The organism is Micromonospora sp. HB375 (assembly GCF_017872985.1).
Lineage (GTDB): Bacteria > Actinomycetota > Actinomycetes > Mycobacteriales > Micromonosporaceae > Micromonospora > Micromonospora chalcea.
The window spans coordinates 1308276-1325776 of record NZ_JAGGJO010000001.1 but is presented as its reverse complement, the minus strand read 5'-3'; the positions used below and the strand labels follow the sequence as shown (position 1 = coordinate 1325776).

16 protein-coding genes are annotated in these 17501 nt (G+C 73.6%); 3 read left to right on the top strand and 13 right to left on the bottom strand.

What is annotated here, in order from left to right; all coding sequences use genetic code 11:
* Positions 1-2: 2 nt before the first annotated feature.
* The 3 genes from J3R08_RS06445 to J3R08_RS06435 form a co-directional block, all read right to left on the bottom strand.
* Complete coding sequence (locus tag J3R08_RS06445; RefSeq protein WP_043325934.1) at positions 3-620, bottom strand: HAD-IA family hydrolase; 618 nt, start codon at positions 618-620, stop codon at positions 3-5.
* Positions 617-4216, bottom strand: coding sequence for a chromosome segregation protein SMC (gene smc / locus J3R08_RS06440; protein WP_209960350.1), 3600 nt, complete (start codon positions 4214-4216; stop codon positions 617-619). The genes J3R08_RS06445 and smc overlap by 4 nt, the downstream gene beginning before the upstream one ends.
* Before the next feature lie 315 nt (positions 4217-4531).
* Positions 4532-4726, bottom strand: coding sequence for a hypothetical protein (locus J3R08_RS06435; protein WP_013284566.1), 195 nt, complete (start codon positions 4724-4726; stop codon positions 4532-4534).
* 373 nt (positions 4727-5099) lie between these two features.
* Here J3R08_RS06435 and J3R08_RS06430 point away from each other — a divergent pair, with 373 nt between their 5' ends.
* A complete protein-coding gene (locus tag J3R08_RS06430; RefSeq protein WP_209960348.1) occupies positions 5100-6287 on the top strand; it encodes a CAP domain-containing protein in 1188 nt (395 codons plus the stop codon).
* A gap of 77 nt (positions 6288-6364) precedes the next feature.
* A complete protein-coding gene (locus J3R08_RS06425; RefSeq protein ID WP_209960346.1) occupies positions 6365-7234 on the top strand; it encodes an endo alpha-1,4 polygalactosaminidase in 870 nt (289 codons plus the stop codon).
* Between the two features lie 271 nt (positions 7235-7505).
* Here the strand turns inward: J3R08_RS06425 and J3R08_RS06420 are convergent, their stop codons facing one another.
* From J3R08_RS06420 to rsmD, 9 genes are all read right to left on the bottom strand, one after another.
* On the bottom strand, positions 7506-9731 hold the full coding sequence (locus tag J3R08_RS06420; protein WP_209960344.1) for an MMPL family transporter: 2226 nt from the start codon (positions 9729-9731) through the stop codon (positions 7506-7508).
* A 239-nt stretch (positions 9732-9970) separates the two neighbouring features.
* Positions 9971-10828 carry a bifunctional DNA-formamidopyrimidine glycosylase/DNA-(apurinic or apyrimidinic site) lyase gene (mutM, locus tag J3R08_RS06415; RefSeq protein WP_104113906.1) on the bottom strand — a complete coding sequence of 286 codons (858 nt, stop codon included), beginning with the start codon at positions 10826-10828 and terminating at the stop codon, positions 9971-9973.
* Positions 10821-11609, bottom strand: coding sequence for a ribonuclease III (gene rnc / locus J3R08_RS06410; protein WP_043325941.1), 789 nt, complete (start codon positions 11607-11609; stop codon positions 10821-10823). The genes mutM and rnc overlap by 8 nt, the downstream gene beginning before the upstream one ends.
* The gene (locus J3R08_RS06405; protein ID WP_176722757.1) at positions 11606-12565 is read right to left on the bottom strand and encodes a phosphate acyltransferase PlsX; all 960 of its coding nucleotides are present in this window, start codon (positions 12563-12565) and stop codon (positions 11606-11608) included. Before J3R08_RS06405 ends, rnc begins: the two co-directional genes overlap by 4 nt.
* A 132-nt stretch (positions 12566-12697) precedes the next feature.
* The gene (gene rpmF, locus J3R08_RS06400) at positions 12698-12871 is read right to left on the bottom strand and encodes a 50S ribosomal protein L32 (protein WP_030500827.1); all 174 of its coding nucleotides are present in this window, start codon (positions 12869-12871) and stop codon (positions 12698-12700) included.
* Positions 12872-12876: 5 nt separating this feature from the next.
* Positions 12877-13440 (bottom strand): DUF177 domain-containing protein, encoded by a 564-nt coding sequence (locus J3R08_RS06395; protein ID WP_043325942.1) that lies wholly within the window; start codon positions 13438-13440, stop codon positions 12877-12879.
* Positions 13441-13563: 123 nt separating this feature from the next.
* A complete protein-coding gene (locus J3R08_RS06390; RefSeq protein ID WP_043325943.1) occupies positions 13564-14061 on the bottom strand; it encodes a hypothetical protein in 498 nt (165 codons plus the stop codon).
* Between the two features lie 157 nt (positions 14062-14218).
* On the bottom strand, positions 14219-14695 hold the full coding sequence (gene coaD, locus J3R08_RS06385) for a pantetheine-phosphate adenylyltransferase (RefSeq protein ID WP_043325944.1): 477 nt from the start codon (positions 14693-14695) through the stop codon (positions 14219-14221).
* A complete protein-coding gene (rsmD, locus tag J3R08_RS06380; RefSeq protein WP_069087646.1) occupies positions 14692-15255 on the bottom strand; it encodes a 16S rRNA (guanine(966)-N(2))-methyltransferase RsmD in 564 nt (187 codons plus the stop codon). The genes coaD and rsmD overlap by 4 nt, the downstream gene beginning before the upstream one ends.
* Before the next feature lie 249 nt (positions 15256-15504).
* Between rsmD and J3R08_RS06375 the strand changes: the two genes are divergently transcribed.
* A complete protein-coding gene (locus tag J3R08_RS06375; protein ID WP_166455543.1) occupies positions 15505-16443 on the top strand; it encodes a cell wall anchor protein in 939 nt (312 codons plus the stop codon).
* A gap of 83 nt (positions 16444-16526) precedes the next feature.
* Here the strand turns inward: J3R08_RS06375 and J3R08_RS06370 are convergent, their stop codons facing one another.
* Positions 16527-17459 (bottom strand): serine hydrolase, encoded by a 933-nt coding sequence (locus J3R08_RS06370; RefSeq protein WP_209960342.1) that lies wholly within the window; start codon positions 17457-17459, stop codon positions 16527-16529.
* Positions 17460-17501 lie beyond the last annotated feature (42 nt).

Here is a 17501-nt window from a genome sequence, read left to right as displayed (position 1 = left end):
GATCAGTACGCCAGCGCCGCCCGCAGGTAGCGCAGGTCGGCCGGGCCGCTCCAGCGGTGGGCGGACAGCCCGGCCACCCGGGCGCCGGCCACCGAGCGGTCCTCGTCGTCGACGAACAGCACCCGCCCCGGTGGCGTCTCCAGCGCCTCGCAGGCGGCCTGGAAGTACTCCTTCGCCGGCTTGTGCACGCCGACGACAGAGGAGTTGACGATCACGTCCAGCTCGTCGGTCAGGTCGAGCGCGGCCAGGTCGGCGTCGAGCAGGTCGGTGGCGTTCGTGCCCAGACCCACCCGGATGCCCGCGGCCCGCACCTCGCGGACGAACGCCAGCACCTCCGGGTCCACCTCGCCGCGGTAGCTCTGCCACTCCTGGACCGCCGCGCGGGCCCGGTCCGCGCCGACCGCGGGGGTCAGCGCGTCGGCCACGCTCACCATCCACTGGGCGTGGCTGACCTGGCCGGTCAGCACCGGCTGGAGTAGACCCCAGGACATCGCGATCTCACCGAGGACGCCCTCGGTCAGCCCGTACTCCCGCTCGACGCCGGCGGCCACCGCCGGGTCCCAGCGGCGCAGTACGCCGTCGAAGTCCACCAGGAGCGCCGTGGCGCGTTCCCGACTCACTCGCTCGTCACCTGTTCCTCGTCGTCGGCCCGGTTGAGCCGCTGGCTGATCACCTGGGTCACACCGGCGCGCATGGTCACGCCGTACAGCGCGTCGGCGATCTCCATGGTCCGCTTCTGGTGCGTGATCACGATCAGCTGGCTCTTCTCCCGCAACTGTGCCAGCAGCGTGATCAGGCGGCCCAGGTTCACGTCGTCGAGCGCCGCCTCCACCTCGTCCATGATGTAGAACGGGCTGGGCCGGGCGCGGAAGATCGCCACGAGCATCGCCACGGCGGTCAGCGACCGCTCCCCGCCGGAGAGCAGCGACAGCCGCTTGATCTTCTTGCCCGGCGGCCGGGCCTCGACCTCGACGCCGGTGGTGAGCAGGTCCTCCGGGTCGGTGAGCACGAGCCGGCCCTCGCCGCCGGGGAACAGCACCGTGAAGACCTGCTCGAACTCCCGCGCGGTGTCTTCGAACGCGCTGGCGAAGACCTCCAGGATCCGGTCGTCCACGTCCTTGACCACGGTGAGCAGGTCACGCCGGGTGGCCTTGAGGTCCTCCAGCTGCTCGGAGAGGAACTTGAAGCGCTCCTCCAGCGCGGCGAACTCCTCCAGCGCGAGCGGGTTCACCTTGCCCAGCAGGGCCAGTTCCCGTTCCGCCTTGGCGGCCCGCTTCTCCTGCACCGGCCGCTCGTAGCGGACCGGCTCCGGCACTGGCCGCCCGTCCTTCTCGGCCAGCGCCACGTCCGCGTCGGTGGGCGGCACCAGCCGGTCCGGGCCGTACTCGGCGACGAGCGTGGCCACGTCCAGGCCGAAGTCCTCGGCCGCCTTGGCCTCCAGCTGCTCGATGCGCATCCGCTGCTCGGCGCGGGCCACCTCGTCGCGGTGCACCTGGCTGGTGAGCCGTTCCAGCTCGGCGGCGAGGCGCTTGGCCGCGCCGCGTACCTCGGACAGCTCGGCCTCGCGGGCGGCGCGTTCGCGGGCAACGGCGTCGCGGTGCTCCTCGGCCCGGGCGATCGAGACGGTGAGCCGGGTGAGCGCCTCGCGGGCGCCGCCGACCACGGCCCGGGCGATCTGGGCGCCGCGGGCGCGGGCCGCGCGCCGGGCCGCGGCGCGCTCCCGCGCCGCGCGTTCGGCGGTGGCCTGCCGGGCCAGCGAGTCGGCCCGCCCGGCGATCGAGGCCACCCGCTCCTCGGCGGTACGCACCGCGAGCCGGACCTCCATCTCGTTCTGCCGTGCCTGCGGCACCATGGCGGCGAGCTGGTCGCGTTCCTCGGTGGACGGTTCCGCGTCGATCGGGGTCGCCTCGGCCAGCCGCAGCCGTTCCTCCAGCTCGGCCAGCGCCGCGAGGTCCCGTTCCCGGGCCGCCTCGGCGCGTGCCCGGGACTCGCCGAGCCGGTCGGTCTCCGCCTTCGCCGACCGGGCGGCCGCGCCCAGTTCGGCGAGGCGGCGCGCGGCGGCGTTGCGGTGGCTCTCCGCCTCCCGCTTCGCGGCGGCGGCGTGCTGCACGGCCTCCTTGGCGGCGGCCACCTCGGCGCGCGCCTCGGCGAGCTGTTCGCGCAGCTCGGCGGCGGTCCGCTCGGCGGTGGCGCGGTTGGCCCGCGCCTCCTCGACGGCGGCCTGCACCTCGATGAAGCTGGGCGCCTTTGCCGACCCGCCCGCCGCCGCGTACGCCCCGACCACGTCGCCGTCGGGGGTGACCGCGCGCAGCTCCGGGTTCGCAACGACGAGCGCGGACGCGGCGGCCAGGTCGTCGACGAGCGCGACGTCGCGCAGCGCCCGGTGCACGGCCGGCCGGATCTCGGCCGAGCACTCCACCAGGTCGGGCGCCCAGCGGGCGCCCTCGGGCAGCTTCGGGCGCAGCGCGTCCGCGGAGCCGTCCATGCCCGGCCCGGCGGGGCTGCCGACCAGCAGCCCGGCCCGTCCGGCGTCGGAGATCTTGAGCAGCCGCATCGCCTCGACCGCTTCGTCCACGCCGCTGACCGCCACCGCGTCGGCGAGCCCGCCCAGCGCGGCGGCGAGCGCCGCCTCGTCACCGGGCGCGACGGTGAGCAGCCCGGCGAGGCTGCCGAGCAGGCCGGGAACCTGGTCGGCGCGGGCCAGCAGCTCGCCGGCGCCGTCCTTGCGGCGCAGGCCCATCGCGAGCGCCTCCTCGCGGGCCTTCCAGGTGGCGGCGTCCTTCTCCGCGGCGCGCTCCCCGTCGGTCAGGCTGCGCACCGCCGCCTGGGCCCGCTCGTGTACGGCCACCGCCTCGTCGTGCCGGGCGTCCAGGTCGGCGTTGTCCCGGTCGGCCTCGGTCGACTGCTCGGCGACCGCGTCCAGGTCGGCCTGCGCCTTCTCGGCCCGGCCCATCGCGTCGGTGTGTGCGGCGGCGAGCCGTTCGATCTCCTCGCCGGCGCTCGTGGTCCGGGCCCGGGCGGAGTTCACCTGGCCGGTCAGGCGGGCCAGTCCCTCGCGCCGGTCGGCGATCGCCTTGGCGGCGGCGACCAGTTCCCGCTCTGCGGCGGCGAGCTGGCGTTCCAGCTCCTGGCGGTGCTCGACCGCCTCGGCCAGCCGGATCTGGTCCTCGGTGAGCGCGGCGCGCAGCTCCTCCTCCTGCTCGCGGACGCGCCGCGACTCCGCCTCCAGCTGTTCCGGGTCGCGGCCGGGGCGCTCGTCGTCACCGGCGGCGCTGAGGTGACGCAGCCGTTCCCGGGCCAGTTGCTCGATCGAGCGGAACCGTTCCTGGAGCGCGGAGAGGCGGTACCAGGTGTCCTGCGCCGCCGCGAGCAGCGGGGCGTCCTCGGCCAGCGCCGCCTCCAGCTCGCCGAGGCGGCCCTGCACCTCGCTGTGCTCTGCCTCGATCAGCTCGCGCCGCTCGCGCAGCGCGGTCTCGTCGGCGATCTCCTTGTCCAGTGTGGTCCGCAGCGTGTGCAGGTCGTCGGCGAGCAGCCGCAGCCGGGCGTCACGCAGGTTGGCCTGGATCGCGGCGGCGCGACGGGCCACCTCGGCCTGCCGGCCCAGCGGCTTGAGCTGGCGGCGCAGCTCGGCGGTGAGGTCGGTCAGGCGGTTGAGGTTGGTCTGCATCGCGTCGAGCTTCCGCAGCGCCTTCTCCTTGCGCTTGCGGTGCTTGAGGACGCCGGCCGCCTCCTCGATGAACGCCCGTCGGTCCTCCGGCTTGGCGTGCAGCATGCCGTCGAGCCGGCCCTGCCCGACGATGATGTGCATCTCGCGGCCGATGCCCGAGTCGGAGAGCAGCTCCTGGATGTCGAGCAGGCGGCAGGAGTCGCCGTTGATCTCGTACTCGCTCTCGCCGGAGCGGAACATCCGGCGGGTGATGGAGACCTCGGTGTACTCGATCGGCAGCGCGCCGTCGGTGTTGTCGATGGTGAGGGTGACCTCGGCCCGGCCCAGCGGCGCGCGTCCGGCGGTGCCGGCGAAGATGACGTCCTCCATCTTGCCGCCGCGCAGCGCCTTGGCGCCCTGCTCGCCGAGCACCCAGGCGATGGCGTCGACGACGTTGGACTTGCCGGAGCCGTTCGGGCCCACCACGCAGGTGATCCCGGGCTCCAGCTTCAACGTCGTGGCGGAGGCGAAGGACTTGAACCCCTTCACCGTCAGGCTCTTGAGATGCACCTTCTCGATCCTCGTCCGGTGGCCGCCGTACCGTCGCCGGCTGCGCGGACCTGGTGAACCCGCAGACTAACCCGGGACCGCGACGTCGCCGCCACGCGACCCACCCGGCACCTGCGGTGTCCGCTTTCCGCCCGGCCGTCGCGGTGGGAACGGAAATGCATGATCACAATTACCGGACGCAATTCCGGGCGGTTTCGCAAGATCGAGAATCACGGCGGGAACGGCGAAAAAGGGTACGCACATGGCTGCGCGCCGGCACTTGAGTGTCGGCGCGCTTTTCGGTGTGGTGCGATTCAGTTTTCCGGCGACTGGAGATCAGGTCAGCGCGGGCTCGGCCAGACGGAGGAGGTCGTCGGCCTCCGCCGCTGCCGCCGCGAGCCGATCGTTGTCGGCACGCAGACGCGTGATCTCGAACTCCAGTGCCTGAACCCTGGCACGCAGACGGGTGACCTCGTCGAGCAGGCGCCGGTCGGGCGCTGCGCTTACGTGGCCGTAGAGGGCCTTCGCCATGCTGAACTCCTTGATGTGCGCTGCCGGAAAGGCCGGCCAACGCGCGCCCATGATGTTCGCGGCTACCATTCCCGCTGTATCGGGGCATGGCTGGGCGCGACTGGCGACACCACTATATTGAGCCGAAACCCCCTCCTTCGTCAAGTTGACCAAGGCCGTAGATCATCTCCACGTCGGCCGGGCCACTCGCCGGGGGGCTGCCACAAGGCGCGGACACGCTCTGTCCGGACGCCTTTACTGTACGCCGGAAATGTGTGAACGCCTCATCCTCGGCGGCTGCTTCGCCTTAACTCTTTCTTAGCCACGTTGCCGCAGCTCCGAGCGCGCCCGTAGCGTCACCCCGGCCCGTAACCAACCCGTGGAGGGGACAGGCGTGTACCGCTGGAACGACCCGATCGAACCGGAGGGCGCCCGCCGGCGTCCCGAGCCGCCGACCGACGAGGGTCCGGCGTGGCTCAGCGACCGGCCCGAGCCGCGGTCGTCGTACCTCTTCGGCGACGGAGGGCAGCAGCAGCCGCCCGCCGGCTACGGCCCCGCCGGTTACGGCGCCGAGCCGGCCGGCTCCTACCCGCCGCCCCGCGACCGGTGGAACGGCGAGGAACAGCCCACCGCCGCCTGGCACGGCCAGGAGCAGCCCGCCAATGCCTGGCACGCCCAGGGGCCGGCCAGGACCGGCCACGAGCAGCCCACGGCCGCCTGGCACGGCCAGGAGCCCGCGTGGCACGGCCACGAGCAGCCGGCCGGCGGCTGGGAGCAGCCGGCCGCGACGTGGCAGCCGGCGGACGACATCCCGGCCGACGAGCCGCGACGCCGCAAGCGGCGCCTGTCCCGGCCGCTCGTGATCGGCGGGGCAGCCGCCGCGGCGACGCTCGTGGTGAGCCTCAGCGTGGGCGCCGTCCTGCTGCCCGGCGACGACCAGGGCACCAAGCGTACCTCCGCCGACGCTCCGGTGGCCGCCGCGCCGCAGGCGCCAGAGGACGCCGGGGACACCCCGGCGGACACGCTCGCTGCCGAGTCGGCCAGCCCGTCGGCCGTTCCGACCACGGCCGCGCCGAGCCCGTCCAAGAAGGCCACCCCGAAGCCGAGCCGCAGCACCGCGCCGTCGCGGCAGCAGGAGCGCAGCAGCGCCCCGAGCGGCGGCGGCACCGCGGCCACCAAGGCCACCGCCACGACCGCGCTGAGCGCGGAACTCCAGAAGGTCGTCACGCTGGTGAACCAGGAGCGGGCGAAGGTCGGCTGCAAGGCGCTGACCGTGAACGCCAAGCTGAACCTGGCCGCCCAGCGGCACAGCCAGGACCAGGCGGACCACAAGAAGATGGACCACAACGGCAGCGACGGCAGCGAGCCCAAGGACCGGGTGGAGCGCGCCGGCTACAGCTGGAGCATGGTGGGCGAGAACGTCGCCTGGGGCTACCAGAGCGCGGCCGAGGTGATGGACGGCTGGATGAAATCCGAGGGGCACCGGAAGAACATCCTCAACTGCGGGTACACCCAGATCGGAATGGGTCTGGCGCGCAGCAACGGGCCGTACTGGACGCAGGTCTTCGGCACGCCGCGCTGACCGCGCGTCGTGACGGGCCCGGCGCTCGTTGACCGGTCGGGGGCGGCGTCGGGCCGCCCGCGTCCGGGGAGTCGTCGATGCGGATCCGGCCGGGGTGGGCCGTGCCGCGCGCCCGGCCGGCCCGCGTCCGCCGACGTGGCCCGCGCCGGGGCGTGGCGCTCGCGCTGACCGCGGCGCTGCTCGTCCCGGCGCCGGCCTGCCGGCGGCCGATCACCCCGCCCGGCGCGCCCACGCCCTGGCCGGTCGCGCAGGCCGACAGGTGGCGGTGGCAGTGGCAGCTCACCACCCCGGTGGACGTCACCGTCGACGCCGACGTCTTCCTCCTCGACCCGGTGGCGACCACCTCGACCGAGACCGCCGCGCTGCGCGAGCAGGGCCGCCGGTTGGTCTGCCACGTCCGGGTCGGCACGAACGCCGCCGACGATCCGGACGCCACCCGCTTCCCCGCCGCCGTACGCGGCGCTGCCGTGCCCGGGCGGCCGGGCAGCCACTTCCTGGACGTACGGCGCTGGGACGCGCTGTCACCGGTGCTGGCCGACCGGCTCCGGCTGTGCCGGGGCAAGGGCTTCGGCGCGGTGGCGCTGGCCGACGCGGACGGCTACCGGTACCGCTCCGGTTTCCCGCTGGGCTTCGACGACCAGTTGCTGTTCAACCGGCGGCTGGCCGGGCTGGCCCGCAAGCTCGACCTCTCCCCCGGCCTGGTCGACGACGTGGCGCAGGTTGCCGCGCTGGCGCCCGACTTCGACTTCGCGGTCAACCAGGAGTGCGTACGCCGCCGCGAGTGCGCGAAGCTGCTGCCGTTCGTCGACGCCGGCAAGCCGGTCTTCCACGTCGAGTACACGGGTGAGCCGGCGGACTTCTGCGTCACCTCGCTCGGCTACGGCTTCGCCTCGATGCGCAAGGATCGGCAACTGGACGCCTGGCGGGAACCCTGCGTGCTGCCGTGACGCGTCGGGGCACAGCTCAGCCGGTGGTCGCGTCGCGGGCCGGAGTGCCGGTGGCGGCGTCGCTGCTCACGACGCGCTCCGGGGCCGGCGCCTCCGGCCATCCGTCGTCAAGGCGGCCACGAGAACTGCCGATACTCTCCGTGACCTCACCGGCGGATAGCTGCACAGAACGCGGTATACCTGAGAGGCATAATCATGACTCTCAGGTATACCGCGCGAACACGGATGCCTTCTCGGCGGCCGGCACGAGCCGGAACGGGTCCGATCGGGCTCAGCGGGCGCCGACCAGCTCCGGGGCCGGGGCGGGCGGCGGCTCCACCGCCGGGGCGACGACCGTACGGCGGCGCATGAAGCGTGGCGCCCACCAGTTCGCGTCACCCAGCAGCGTCATCACCGAGGGCAGCACGACCGCCCGGATGATCGTGGCGTCCAGCAGGATCGCCGCCGCCAGGCCGATGCCGAGCTGCTTGAAGTCGATCATGCTGAGCGTGGCGAAGATGGAGAACACCGCCACCATCACCACCGCCGCGCTGGTCACCACCCCGGCCGAGGAGGTGATGCCGTGCGCCACCGCCTCCCGGTTGGGCATGCCCCGGTCGACCGCCTCACGGATCCGGCTGACCACGAAGACGTGGTAGTCCATCGACAAGCCGAAGAGGACCACGAACAGGAACAGCGGCAGCCAGGTGACGATCGCGTCCATCGAGGTGAAGCCGAGGAGCCCTTCCGCCCAGGTGCTCTGGAAGACCAGCACCAGCAGCCCGTACGCGGCCCCGGCGGAGAGCAGGTTCAGCAGGATCGAGGTCAGCGCCACCACCACCGACCGGAACGTCCACGCCATCACCAGGAACGTCAGCGCCAGCACGAACGCGGCGACGATCGGCAGCTTCGCCCAGATGTGGGCGGCGTAGTCCTCGCTGGCGGCCACGCCGCCGCCGACCGCGTACTCCACACCCGGGATGCCGCCGAGCGTGGCCGGCACCAGGTCCTCGCGCAGCTCGTGCAGCGACCGGGACGCCTCGTCGGAGCGGCTGGCGTGCGGCGTGGCCACCTCCAGCACCGACACCCGCCGGTCCGCCGACACCTGGATCTCCGGGCCGTCCGCCTCGGCCGGCGCGAAGAGCGGGTCCGTGGCGGTCCGGCCGGCCAGGTCGGTGAGCGCGGCCCGTACCCGGTCGGCCTGCTCGGCGGGCGCCCGCACGGCGACCGTGTGGCTGGTGCCGTTGCTCGGGAACGCCGCGGTGAGCCGGTCGTACGCCTGCATGGCGGCGGTGGTGCGCGGCACGTCCTCCGGGCCGGGGAACTTCAGCTTCATGCCGAGCGCGGGCGCGGCCAGCGCGAGCAGCAGCGCCACCGAGATCAGCAGCGTCGCCACCGGCGCGCGCAGCGCCGGCTTGAGCACCGCCGGCCAGAACCGGGGCCGGGCCGGCTGCCCGTCCCGCCCGGTGCGCGGCGCGGTGAGGCGCCACAGCAGCGGCACCCGCGGTCGGTCCACCCAGCGGCCCAGCTTCGCCAGCAGCGCCGGCAGCACTGTGAGCGAGCCGATCACCGCGACCGCCACCACCAGGATCGAGCCGACGGCCAGCGAGGAGAAGATCGCGTCCTGGGCGAGCAGCAGACCGCCCATCGAGATGATCACGGCGGTGCCGGAGACCACCACGGCGTGCCCGGAGGTCTCCGCCGCGATCTCCACCGCGTCCAGACCGGAGCGGCCCTTCGCTCGTTCCTCCCGCTCCCGCCGCACGTAGAACAGCGAGTAGTCGACGCCGACCGCCATACCGATCAGCAGGATGACGCTGGCGGTGGTGTCGGTGGCCGGCACCAGGTGCGAGGCGAGCGTGGAGAGGCCCATCGCGGCGGCCACCGAGGAGAGTGCCAGCAGCACCGGCACACCGGCGGCGATCAGCGCGCCGAACGCGATGATCAGGATGGCCAGCGTCACCGGCAGGCTGAGCAGCTCGGCGCGCTTGAAGTCCTTGCCGAGCGTGTCGTCGAGCGCCTTGTCGATCGACGGGCCGCCGACCTGCTCCACCCGCAGCTGCGGGTGCGCGTCCTGCACCTTCGCGGTGGTGTCCCGCAGCGGCTGCACCCGGTCCCCGGCGGTGCCCGGGTCGCCCGACATGGTGATCGGCACCAGCAGCGCGCTGCCGTCGCGCGACGGCATCGGCGTACCGATCGACGCCACGCCGTCGACCTGCCGCAGCCGGTCGGCCGCGTCCTGCGCGGCGGCCTTCGCCGCGGCCTGGTCGAGCGAACCCGAGCGGGCGGTGATCAGCACGTTCTCGGTCGCCGGCCGGTCGAACCCGCCACTGTCGACGATCAGCTGTGCCCGTCCGAACTCGCCGATCGCCTGATCCTCGTCGGTCGCCTCGTTCAGCCCGGCGGCGCTGCCGCCCACGAAACACACCGCCACGAAGACCACCCACAACGCGATCGCGCGCCACGGATGCTCCGCACTCCACCGTGCCAGCCGCACGGTCACCGGTCGCCTGCCCATGTCCCGGGTTCCACCCTCCTGATGCCGGCCCTGCGCCGACCCCAGATGACGCTAGGCAGCAGGCGGGGCCCCGGCATCGGGGAACGGCCCCCGCTCGTCCCCGATTCGGCGGGCGCGGTCCGCGCGGCCGGAACCGGCCGCACGGACCGGGCGGAAAAGGGCATCTCCGGGTACGCTCCGGCGCGTCTCCGGGGACTGTCGGGCGATGCACACCGGCGCAACCCCGAATCGGCTCGGGGTCATCCCCGGAGGGTGCCCCGGGGCCGCGGCTGGCATCGCGGGCAGCTGTAGGAGGACCGGTTCATGAACGCCTCCCGCCGGATCGGCGCGCCGCAGCGCGGGCAGGGTTCGGCCTCCCGGCCGTAGGCGTTCAGCGACCTGTCGAAGTAGCCGCTCTCGCCGTTGACGTTCACGTACAGCTCGTCGAAGCTGGTGCCGCCCTGCTTGATCGCCTCGGCGAGCACGTCCCGGACGTGCCCGAGCAGCCGCAGCGCGGCCGGGCGGGTGAGCGCGTCGGCCGGGCGGGCGCCGTGCAGCTTCGCCCGCCACAGTGCCTCGTCGGCGTAGATGTTGCCCACCCCGGAGATCAGCGTCTGGTCGAGCAGCGCGCGTTTGATCTCCGTACGCTTGCGGCGCAGCGCCGCCACGAACGCCTCGTCGGAGAACTCCGGGTCCATCGGGTCGCGGGCGATGTGCGCGATCTCGGCCGGCAGCTCCGCCCCGCCTTCGGAGACGGACAGCCCGCCGAACGTGCGCTGGTCGACGAAGCGCAGCTCCGGCCCGTCGTCGGCGAACCGGAACCGGACCCGCAGGTGCAGCTCGTCGGCCGCGCCGACCGGCTGCAACAGCAACTGGCCGGACATGCCGAGGTGGCCGATCACCGCGTCACCGCTGTCCAGCGGCAGCCAGAGGTACTTGCCGCGGCGGCGTACGCCGGTGATCGTCCGCCCGGCGAGCACGTCGGCGAAGTGCGCGCCGCCCGGCGCGTGCCGGCGTACCGCCCGGGGGTGGCGCACCTCGACGGCGGCGATCCGCCGGCCGATCACCCACTGGGCCAGCCCCACCCGGACGGTCTCGACCTCGGGCAGCTCAGGCACGGCCGGCGCCCGCCTCGACGTCCGCCGTCTCGTCCTGCCCCGCCGTCTCGTCCCCCGCCGCCTCGGCCTCGGCCCGCTCGGTGATCATCCGCCAGGCCGACTCGGCGGCGCGCTGCTCGGCTTCCTTCTTGCTGCGCCCCTCCGCGCCGCCATAGCGGTTGCCGGCGACCACCACCCAGGCGGTGAACGTCTTCAGGTGGTCCGGTCCGGTGCCCTCGATCCGGTACTCCGGCACGCCGAGCCCCAGCGCCGCGGTCAGCTCCTGGAGGCTGGTCTTCCAGTCCAGCGCCGCGCCCCGGCCCGCCGACTCGGCCATCAGCGGGTCGAAGAGCCGGTGGATCACGATGGCCGCGGTGTCCAGGCCGTACTGGAGGTAGATCGCGCCCAGCAGCGCCTCCAGCGTGTCGGCCAGGATGCTCGCCTTGTCCCGCCCGCCGGTGGCCTCCTCGCCCTTGCCCAGCAGCAGGTACGCGCCCAGCCCGTCCGGGCCCAGGCCACGCGCCACGTCGGCGAGCGCCCGCATGTTGACGACGCTGGCGCGCAGCTTCGCCAGCTGGCCCTCGGGCAGGTCTGGGTGGTTGTGGAACAGCGCAGTGGTGATCACCACGCCGAGGACCGAGTCGCCCAGGAACTCCAGCCGCTCGTTCGTGGGCAGGCCGCCGTTCTCGTACGCGTACGAGCGGTGGGTCAGCGCGCGTTCCAGCAGTTCCGGGTCGAGCGACACTCCGAAGGCCGCCTCCAGGTGGCCGACGGGAGCACGCCGCCGCTTGTCGTTGGTCATGGTGCTACCTCGGTGTCGTGTCGGTCAGGTGCGGGTTCGTGCGCAACGTCGGCGAGCAGGGCGCGGACCGTTCCGGCGGCGTCGCGGCGCCACAGGTGAGCGGCCAGGGCGATGCCCGAGGCGACGTCCTCGGAGCCGGCCGCGCCGTGGCACACGACCACGGTGCCGCCCACCCCCAGCAGGGCGGCGGCGCGGGGCGCGCCGCCGCCGGGCGGAGGGCCACCGGCCATCGCGTACGCGCCCTCGATGGCCTTCAGCAGGACGTTGCCGGTGAAGCCGTCGGTCACCACCACGTCGGCGCGGGCGCCGAGGGAGATGTCGTACCCCTCGACCAGGCCGACGTAGCGCGCGTCACAGGGCAGCGCCAGGGCGGCGATCGCGGGATCGGTGTGGCGGCGCAGCCGGTCGCCCTTGCCGGTCTCGTGCCCGACGGAGAGCAACCCGACGCGGGGCGCGGTGACGGAGTGCGCCACTGCCGCGTAGGCGGCGCCCAGGACGGCGTGCCGGGTCAGCGTGGCGGGGCCGGGTTCGAGCGTGCCGCCCACGTCCAGCAGCACCACGGGCCCCTCGACGGCGGGCAGCGTGGCGACGAGCGCGGGGCGGCGTATCCCGGTCCAGCGGCCGAGGCCGAGCGCGGCGGCGGTGACTGTGGCGCCGGTCGAGCCGGCGGAGACCACGGCGTCGGCGAGGCCGTCGCGGACGGCCTGCACGGCCGTGCGTACCGTGCTCTCGCCGCGGGCGGCGGTGGGATGGTCGGCCATGCCAACGGCGGTCCGCACCGGGCGGACCGTGACCCGGGCTCGCTGCGCCGGGTCGAGCGCACCGATCAGCTCGCCGGCCACCTCGATCGGGCCGACGAGCATCAGGTGCAGGGCGGGATCAGTGCGTACCGCTCGCAGAGCGCCGTCAACCACGACGGCGGGAGCATCGTCCCCGCCGAGGAGGTCGACGGCGATCCGCGCGGTGCCCGGCTCCGCCGGCCCGCCGGCCGGGGGCCGGTCGGCGGTGGAGGGAGCCGGGGCACCGGGCGTGAGCCTTGGTGCGCGCGTCACCCGACCGGTGGTCGGGGACGTCACTCGGCGTCCGCGTCAGACCTCGAGGACCTGACGGCCGTTGTAGGTGCCGCAGACGGAGCAGGCGGCGTGCGGCAGCTTGGCCGACTTGCACTGCGGGCAGGCCACGGTCGCCACCGCCGAGGCCTTCCAGTTCGCCCGGCGGGCGCGGGTGTTGCTGCGCGACATCTTGCGCTTGGGGACGGCCACGGTTCTTACTCCTCTGTACGGGTCAGTTGCGTCAGGCTCGCCCAACGCGGGTCGACCTGCTGATGGCTGTGATCGGCCGGCAGATCGTCCCAGTGCACCCCGCAGTCGGGGCACAGGCCTGGGCAGTCCTCCCGGCAGAGCGGGTTCGTCGGCAGCGCCAGCACCACCGCGTCCCGCAACGCCGGCTCCAGGTCGATCAGATCGCCCTGCATCCGGCCCACCTCGTCCTCATCGGTCGTGTCGTCCGTGGTGCTGTTCTCGTACGCGTACAGCTCCTGGATCGTCACGGCCAACGATTCGTCGATCTCGCGCAGGCAGCGGCCGCACTCGCCCTTGACGGGACCGGTGACGGTCCCGGAGACGAGCACGCCCTCGGACACCGACTCCAACCTCAGGTCGAGGTCGAGGTCCGCGCCCTCCGGCACACTGATCAACTCCACGCCGAGGTCCGCCGGTGCCGGCACGACCCGCTTGTGCGTACGCAACGCGCCAGGTCGGCGCGGCAGTTCCCTCGTGTCGAGGACCAGCGGCGACCTGGGGTCGAGTGTGCTTGGCGAGTGTTTGGGCATAGTCAGACTCCGGCCGATGAGAGGCCGACAAAGAAGGTTACCTGCCTGGCGGCGGACCGTCGAACCGGGGGCGGACCTCCGGCTCGGCGGCAGCCGGCTGTCGGCGACCGGCCCGCGCGCCGCTCAGAAGGGTAGCGGGCGGTCCGGCTCGTCCCCGGCGAAGGTGCCGATCTCGCGCAGCGCGTGCATCTTGTCCCGGCCGCGCTCTATCGAGGCGAGCGCCCGGGTGAGGAACTGCTCGAAGTTCGCCAGCGCGGTGTCGACGTAGTCGTCCACCTCCTCGCGGAGGCGCTGCGCCTCGGCCCGCGCCTCGGCGATGATCCGCGCGCCCTCGTGCTCGGCCGAGACGGTGATCTCGTTGACCGAGACCAGCCGGGCGTGTTCCGCCTCACCCTCGCTGATGATCCGGTCGGCCTCGCGCTTGCCGGCCTCCATGATCTTGTCCCGCTCCTCCAGCAGCGCGGCGGCCCGGCGCAGGTCGGCGGGAAGCTCCGCGCGCAACTCGTCGAGCGCGGCGATCATCTCGCCCCGGTCGACCATGCAGTTGTTGCGCGACATCGGGACGGAGCGGGCCTGCTCCACCATGGCGATCAGTTCGTCGATGCGATCGAGCGGGTCCACCGGTACCTCACTCCTGTCTTCGTCGGCCGCCCTCCATGATGCGGCCTGCGCCCGGCTTCGGCGCTGCACACATCATGTCGCGCCCGAGCCACCCACGCCCCACCCGCCCCACCCGGCGCGTCGCCCCGGGCCGCCGTCGCCGCCCACTCCAGGTGGGTCAGGGGCGGAGGCGGGTGGCCAGCTGCTCCCGGACCAGGTCGGGGACGTGGGCGGAGACGTCGCCGCCCCACTTCGCCACGTCCTTGATCAGGCTGGACGAGATGAACGAGTAGAGCGGGTTGGTCGGCATGAACAACGTCTCCACGCCGGCCAGGCCGATGTTCATCTGGGCCATCTGCAGCTCGTAGTCGAAGTCGCTCACCGCCCGCAGGCCCTTGATCAGCACACTCGCCTGCTGCGCCCGGCAGAAGTCGACGAGCAGACCGCGGAACGACTCGACCCGGACGTTGTCGTACGAGGCGGTGACCTCGTGGAGCATGTCGATCCGCTCCTCGACCGTGAACAGGCCCTGCTTCGACTGGTTGACCAGCACCCCGACGATCACCTCGTCGAACAGCCGGCTCGCCCGGCCGATGATGTCGAGGTGACCGTTGGTGACCGGGTCGAACGAGCCCGGGCAGACCGCACGTCTCATGATCGGCGACCGTACCAAAGAGTGGTCTCGCCGTAACGTCTGCTGCGCTCCGGAGTGACACCTTCCACCCACGTGACCGATCCGGAACGACTGGACCGCTCGACGATCACCAGGGCGTCCGGGGCGAGCCAGCCGCCGTCGACCAGCGCCGTCAGCATCGCGGTGATCTCGGCGTCCGGCACCGCGTACGGCGGATCGGCGAAGACCACGTCGTACGGGCCGTCGGCCGGACCGGCGGCCAGCACGGTGGCGACCTTGCCGGTGACCAGACGCGCGGCGGGAGCGGCCCGGAGCGCGGCGATGTTCTCCCGGATCACCCGGGCGGCACGCGCGTCGGACTCGACGAGCAGCACGTGCGCGGCGCCCCGGGACAGCGCCTCCAGGCCGACCGCGCCGGAACCGGCGTACAGGTCGGCGAAACGTGCCCCGTCCAGGTCGACGTGCGAGTGCACGGCGCTGAACAGCGCCTCCCGGACCCGGTCGGAGGTGGGCCGGGTGCCGGCGCCGGGCGGCGCGGCAATCCGCCGCCCGCCGAGCGTGCCGGCCACGATCCGGGTCACCGTCGCTCCCTGCGCATGCCCCGACGCTACGCGACCCGCGCGCCGGGGTGGATCGAGCACCCGAGGTGACGCCGGGTGACTCGACGTACATCAATGATCTCGGATTCATAACGGACCCTTTACGACCCGTCGATCTCGGTAACGCCCGCACTGTCGATCTCGCTAGGGTCTGGCCCGATTGCCGGACGGACGCGCGGCTCCGGCCCCTCCGCCCGGTCTCTCCCATCCTCCCCCTCGTCAGGAGCAGGCGTGAATCGTCTCCACCTCCGGCGTGCCGCCGCCCTCACCGCCGGCACGCTGCTCGGCCTCGCGGGCGTCGCCACCGTCGCCGGCCCGGCCGCCGCCCACCACCCCGAGCCGTCCGGCAGCTACTGCGCCACCCCGAACGGCGCGGTCACCGTCACCTGGTCCGTGACCAGCAGCGAGACCGACATCTCCGGCCGCATCACCAAGCTCGTGTCCACAGTGCCCGGCCCGGTCAGCGGGGACCTGGCGGTCGGCGCCGAGCTGAAGCCGGCCGGCAAGGGCACGCTCACCGGCACCCAGACCCACACGTTCGCCGGCGCGATTCCGGAGCTGAAGCTGACCGTCGGGGCGCACTGGGACCGGGGCCGCAAGTCGCACGAGGGCGAGCGGACCGTGATCGCCCGCCCGGCCCGCGACTGCGTGACGCCGAGCCCGTCGCCGTCGCCCAGCACGCCGCCGAGTCCCACGCCCACGCCGAGCACGCCGGCCTCGCCGACCCCGACGCCGTCGGCGTCCCTCCCGCCGAGCCCGTCCACCCCGCCGTCGCCGTCCGCCCCGCCGGCGGAGCCGATCTTCAAGCTGGACCAGGACTGCGACTCGATGACGTTCGTCGTGGAGAACCCGGCCCAGGGCGCGCCGTTCACCGCCACGCTGACCACCGAGAAGGGCGTCACCAGGACGCTCGCGTCCGAGCCCGGCAAGACCAGCTCGGTCGAGTTCGACGCCTACCCGGGTCTCAAGGTCACGGTGAAGTACGACGTGGTCGAGGACGCCGAGACCATCCCGTACACCCAGCCGGACGACTGCTCCGGCCAGGGCGGCGGCCTGCCCGTCACCGGCCCGGCCGCCGGCGCCATCGTCGGCGGCGCCGCGCTGCTGCTCACCGCCGGCGCGGTGCTGTTCGTGGTGGCCCGTCGCCGCCGGATCCGCTTCACCGCCTGATCCGCACCCGAGGGCGCGTCGACCACCCGGTCGGCGCGCCCTCGCCGTGCCTGCCGCGGGTCCGGTACAGGGCGCGCGGGCGGTCAGACCGCGTCGAGCACCGACGTGACCGCGACCGGGTCGACCTCGGCCTGGTTGGTCAGCAGGACGAGCCGCTCGTCGGAGTCGGGCAACCAGGCGGCGAACGCCTTGTAGCCACCGTTGTCCCCGGAGTGGTGCAGCGCCCGCCGGCCGGCCAGCGGGCCGACGAAGAACCCGTAGCCGTACGCCTCGTCGGGCCGTCCGGTGGGCGCGTGCGGCGCCGTCATCGCCGCCACCGAGGCCCTGGCGAGCAGCCGCCCCCGGCGCGGTACGTCGAGCCAGGTGAGCAGGTCCGCCCCGGTGCACCAGACGTCACCCGCGCCCATGCTCACCGTCGCGAGGTCCCAGGACGGCACCGGGCGGCCGCCCTCGTGCCCGGTCGCCACGTCCGGCCGCCCCTCGCCGGAACCGGCGAAGCTGCCGGTCATGCCCAGCGGCGCGAAGACCTCCCCGGCGAGGAACTCGGCGTACGGCCGGTCGGCCACCTGCTCGACGGTCCGGGCCAGCAGCACGTAGCCGGGACTGCTGTAGTGCCACCCGGCGCCGGGCGGGAACAGTGGCGGCAGCGCGGCGAACCGGTCGAGCAGCTCGTCCGGTTCGGCCGGCCCGTGCAGGTCGATCGCCGGGTAGTCCTCCCAGTGCCCGAGCCCCGAGGTATGGGTGAGCAGGTGGTGCAGCGTGATGCCGGACCACTGCGGCGGCGTGCCGGGCAGCCGGCGTACGACCGGGTCGGACAGGCTCAGCGCGCCCCGCTCGGCGAGCAGCAGCACCGCCACTGCCGCCATCTGCTTGCTGATCGAGGCGATCTGGAATCGCGTCGCCGGAGTGCAGCGCCGGCCGGACGCCTCGTCGGCGACCCCGGCGACCCGGTCCACCAGGAGCTCGTCACCTCGGGCCAGAAGCAGCACGCCGCGTTCGGGTGATGGTGTCGACATCTGCGCGAGCCTAGGCACGCCACGGGCGTGCCGCTGCCCCGC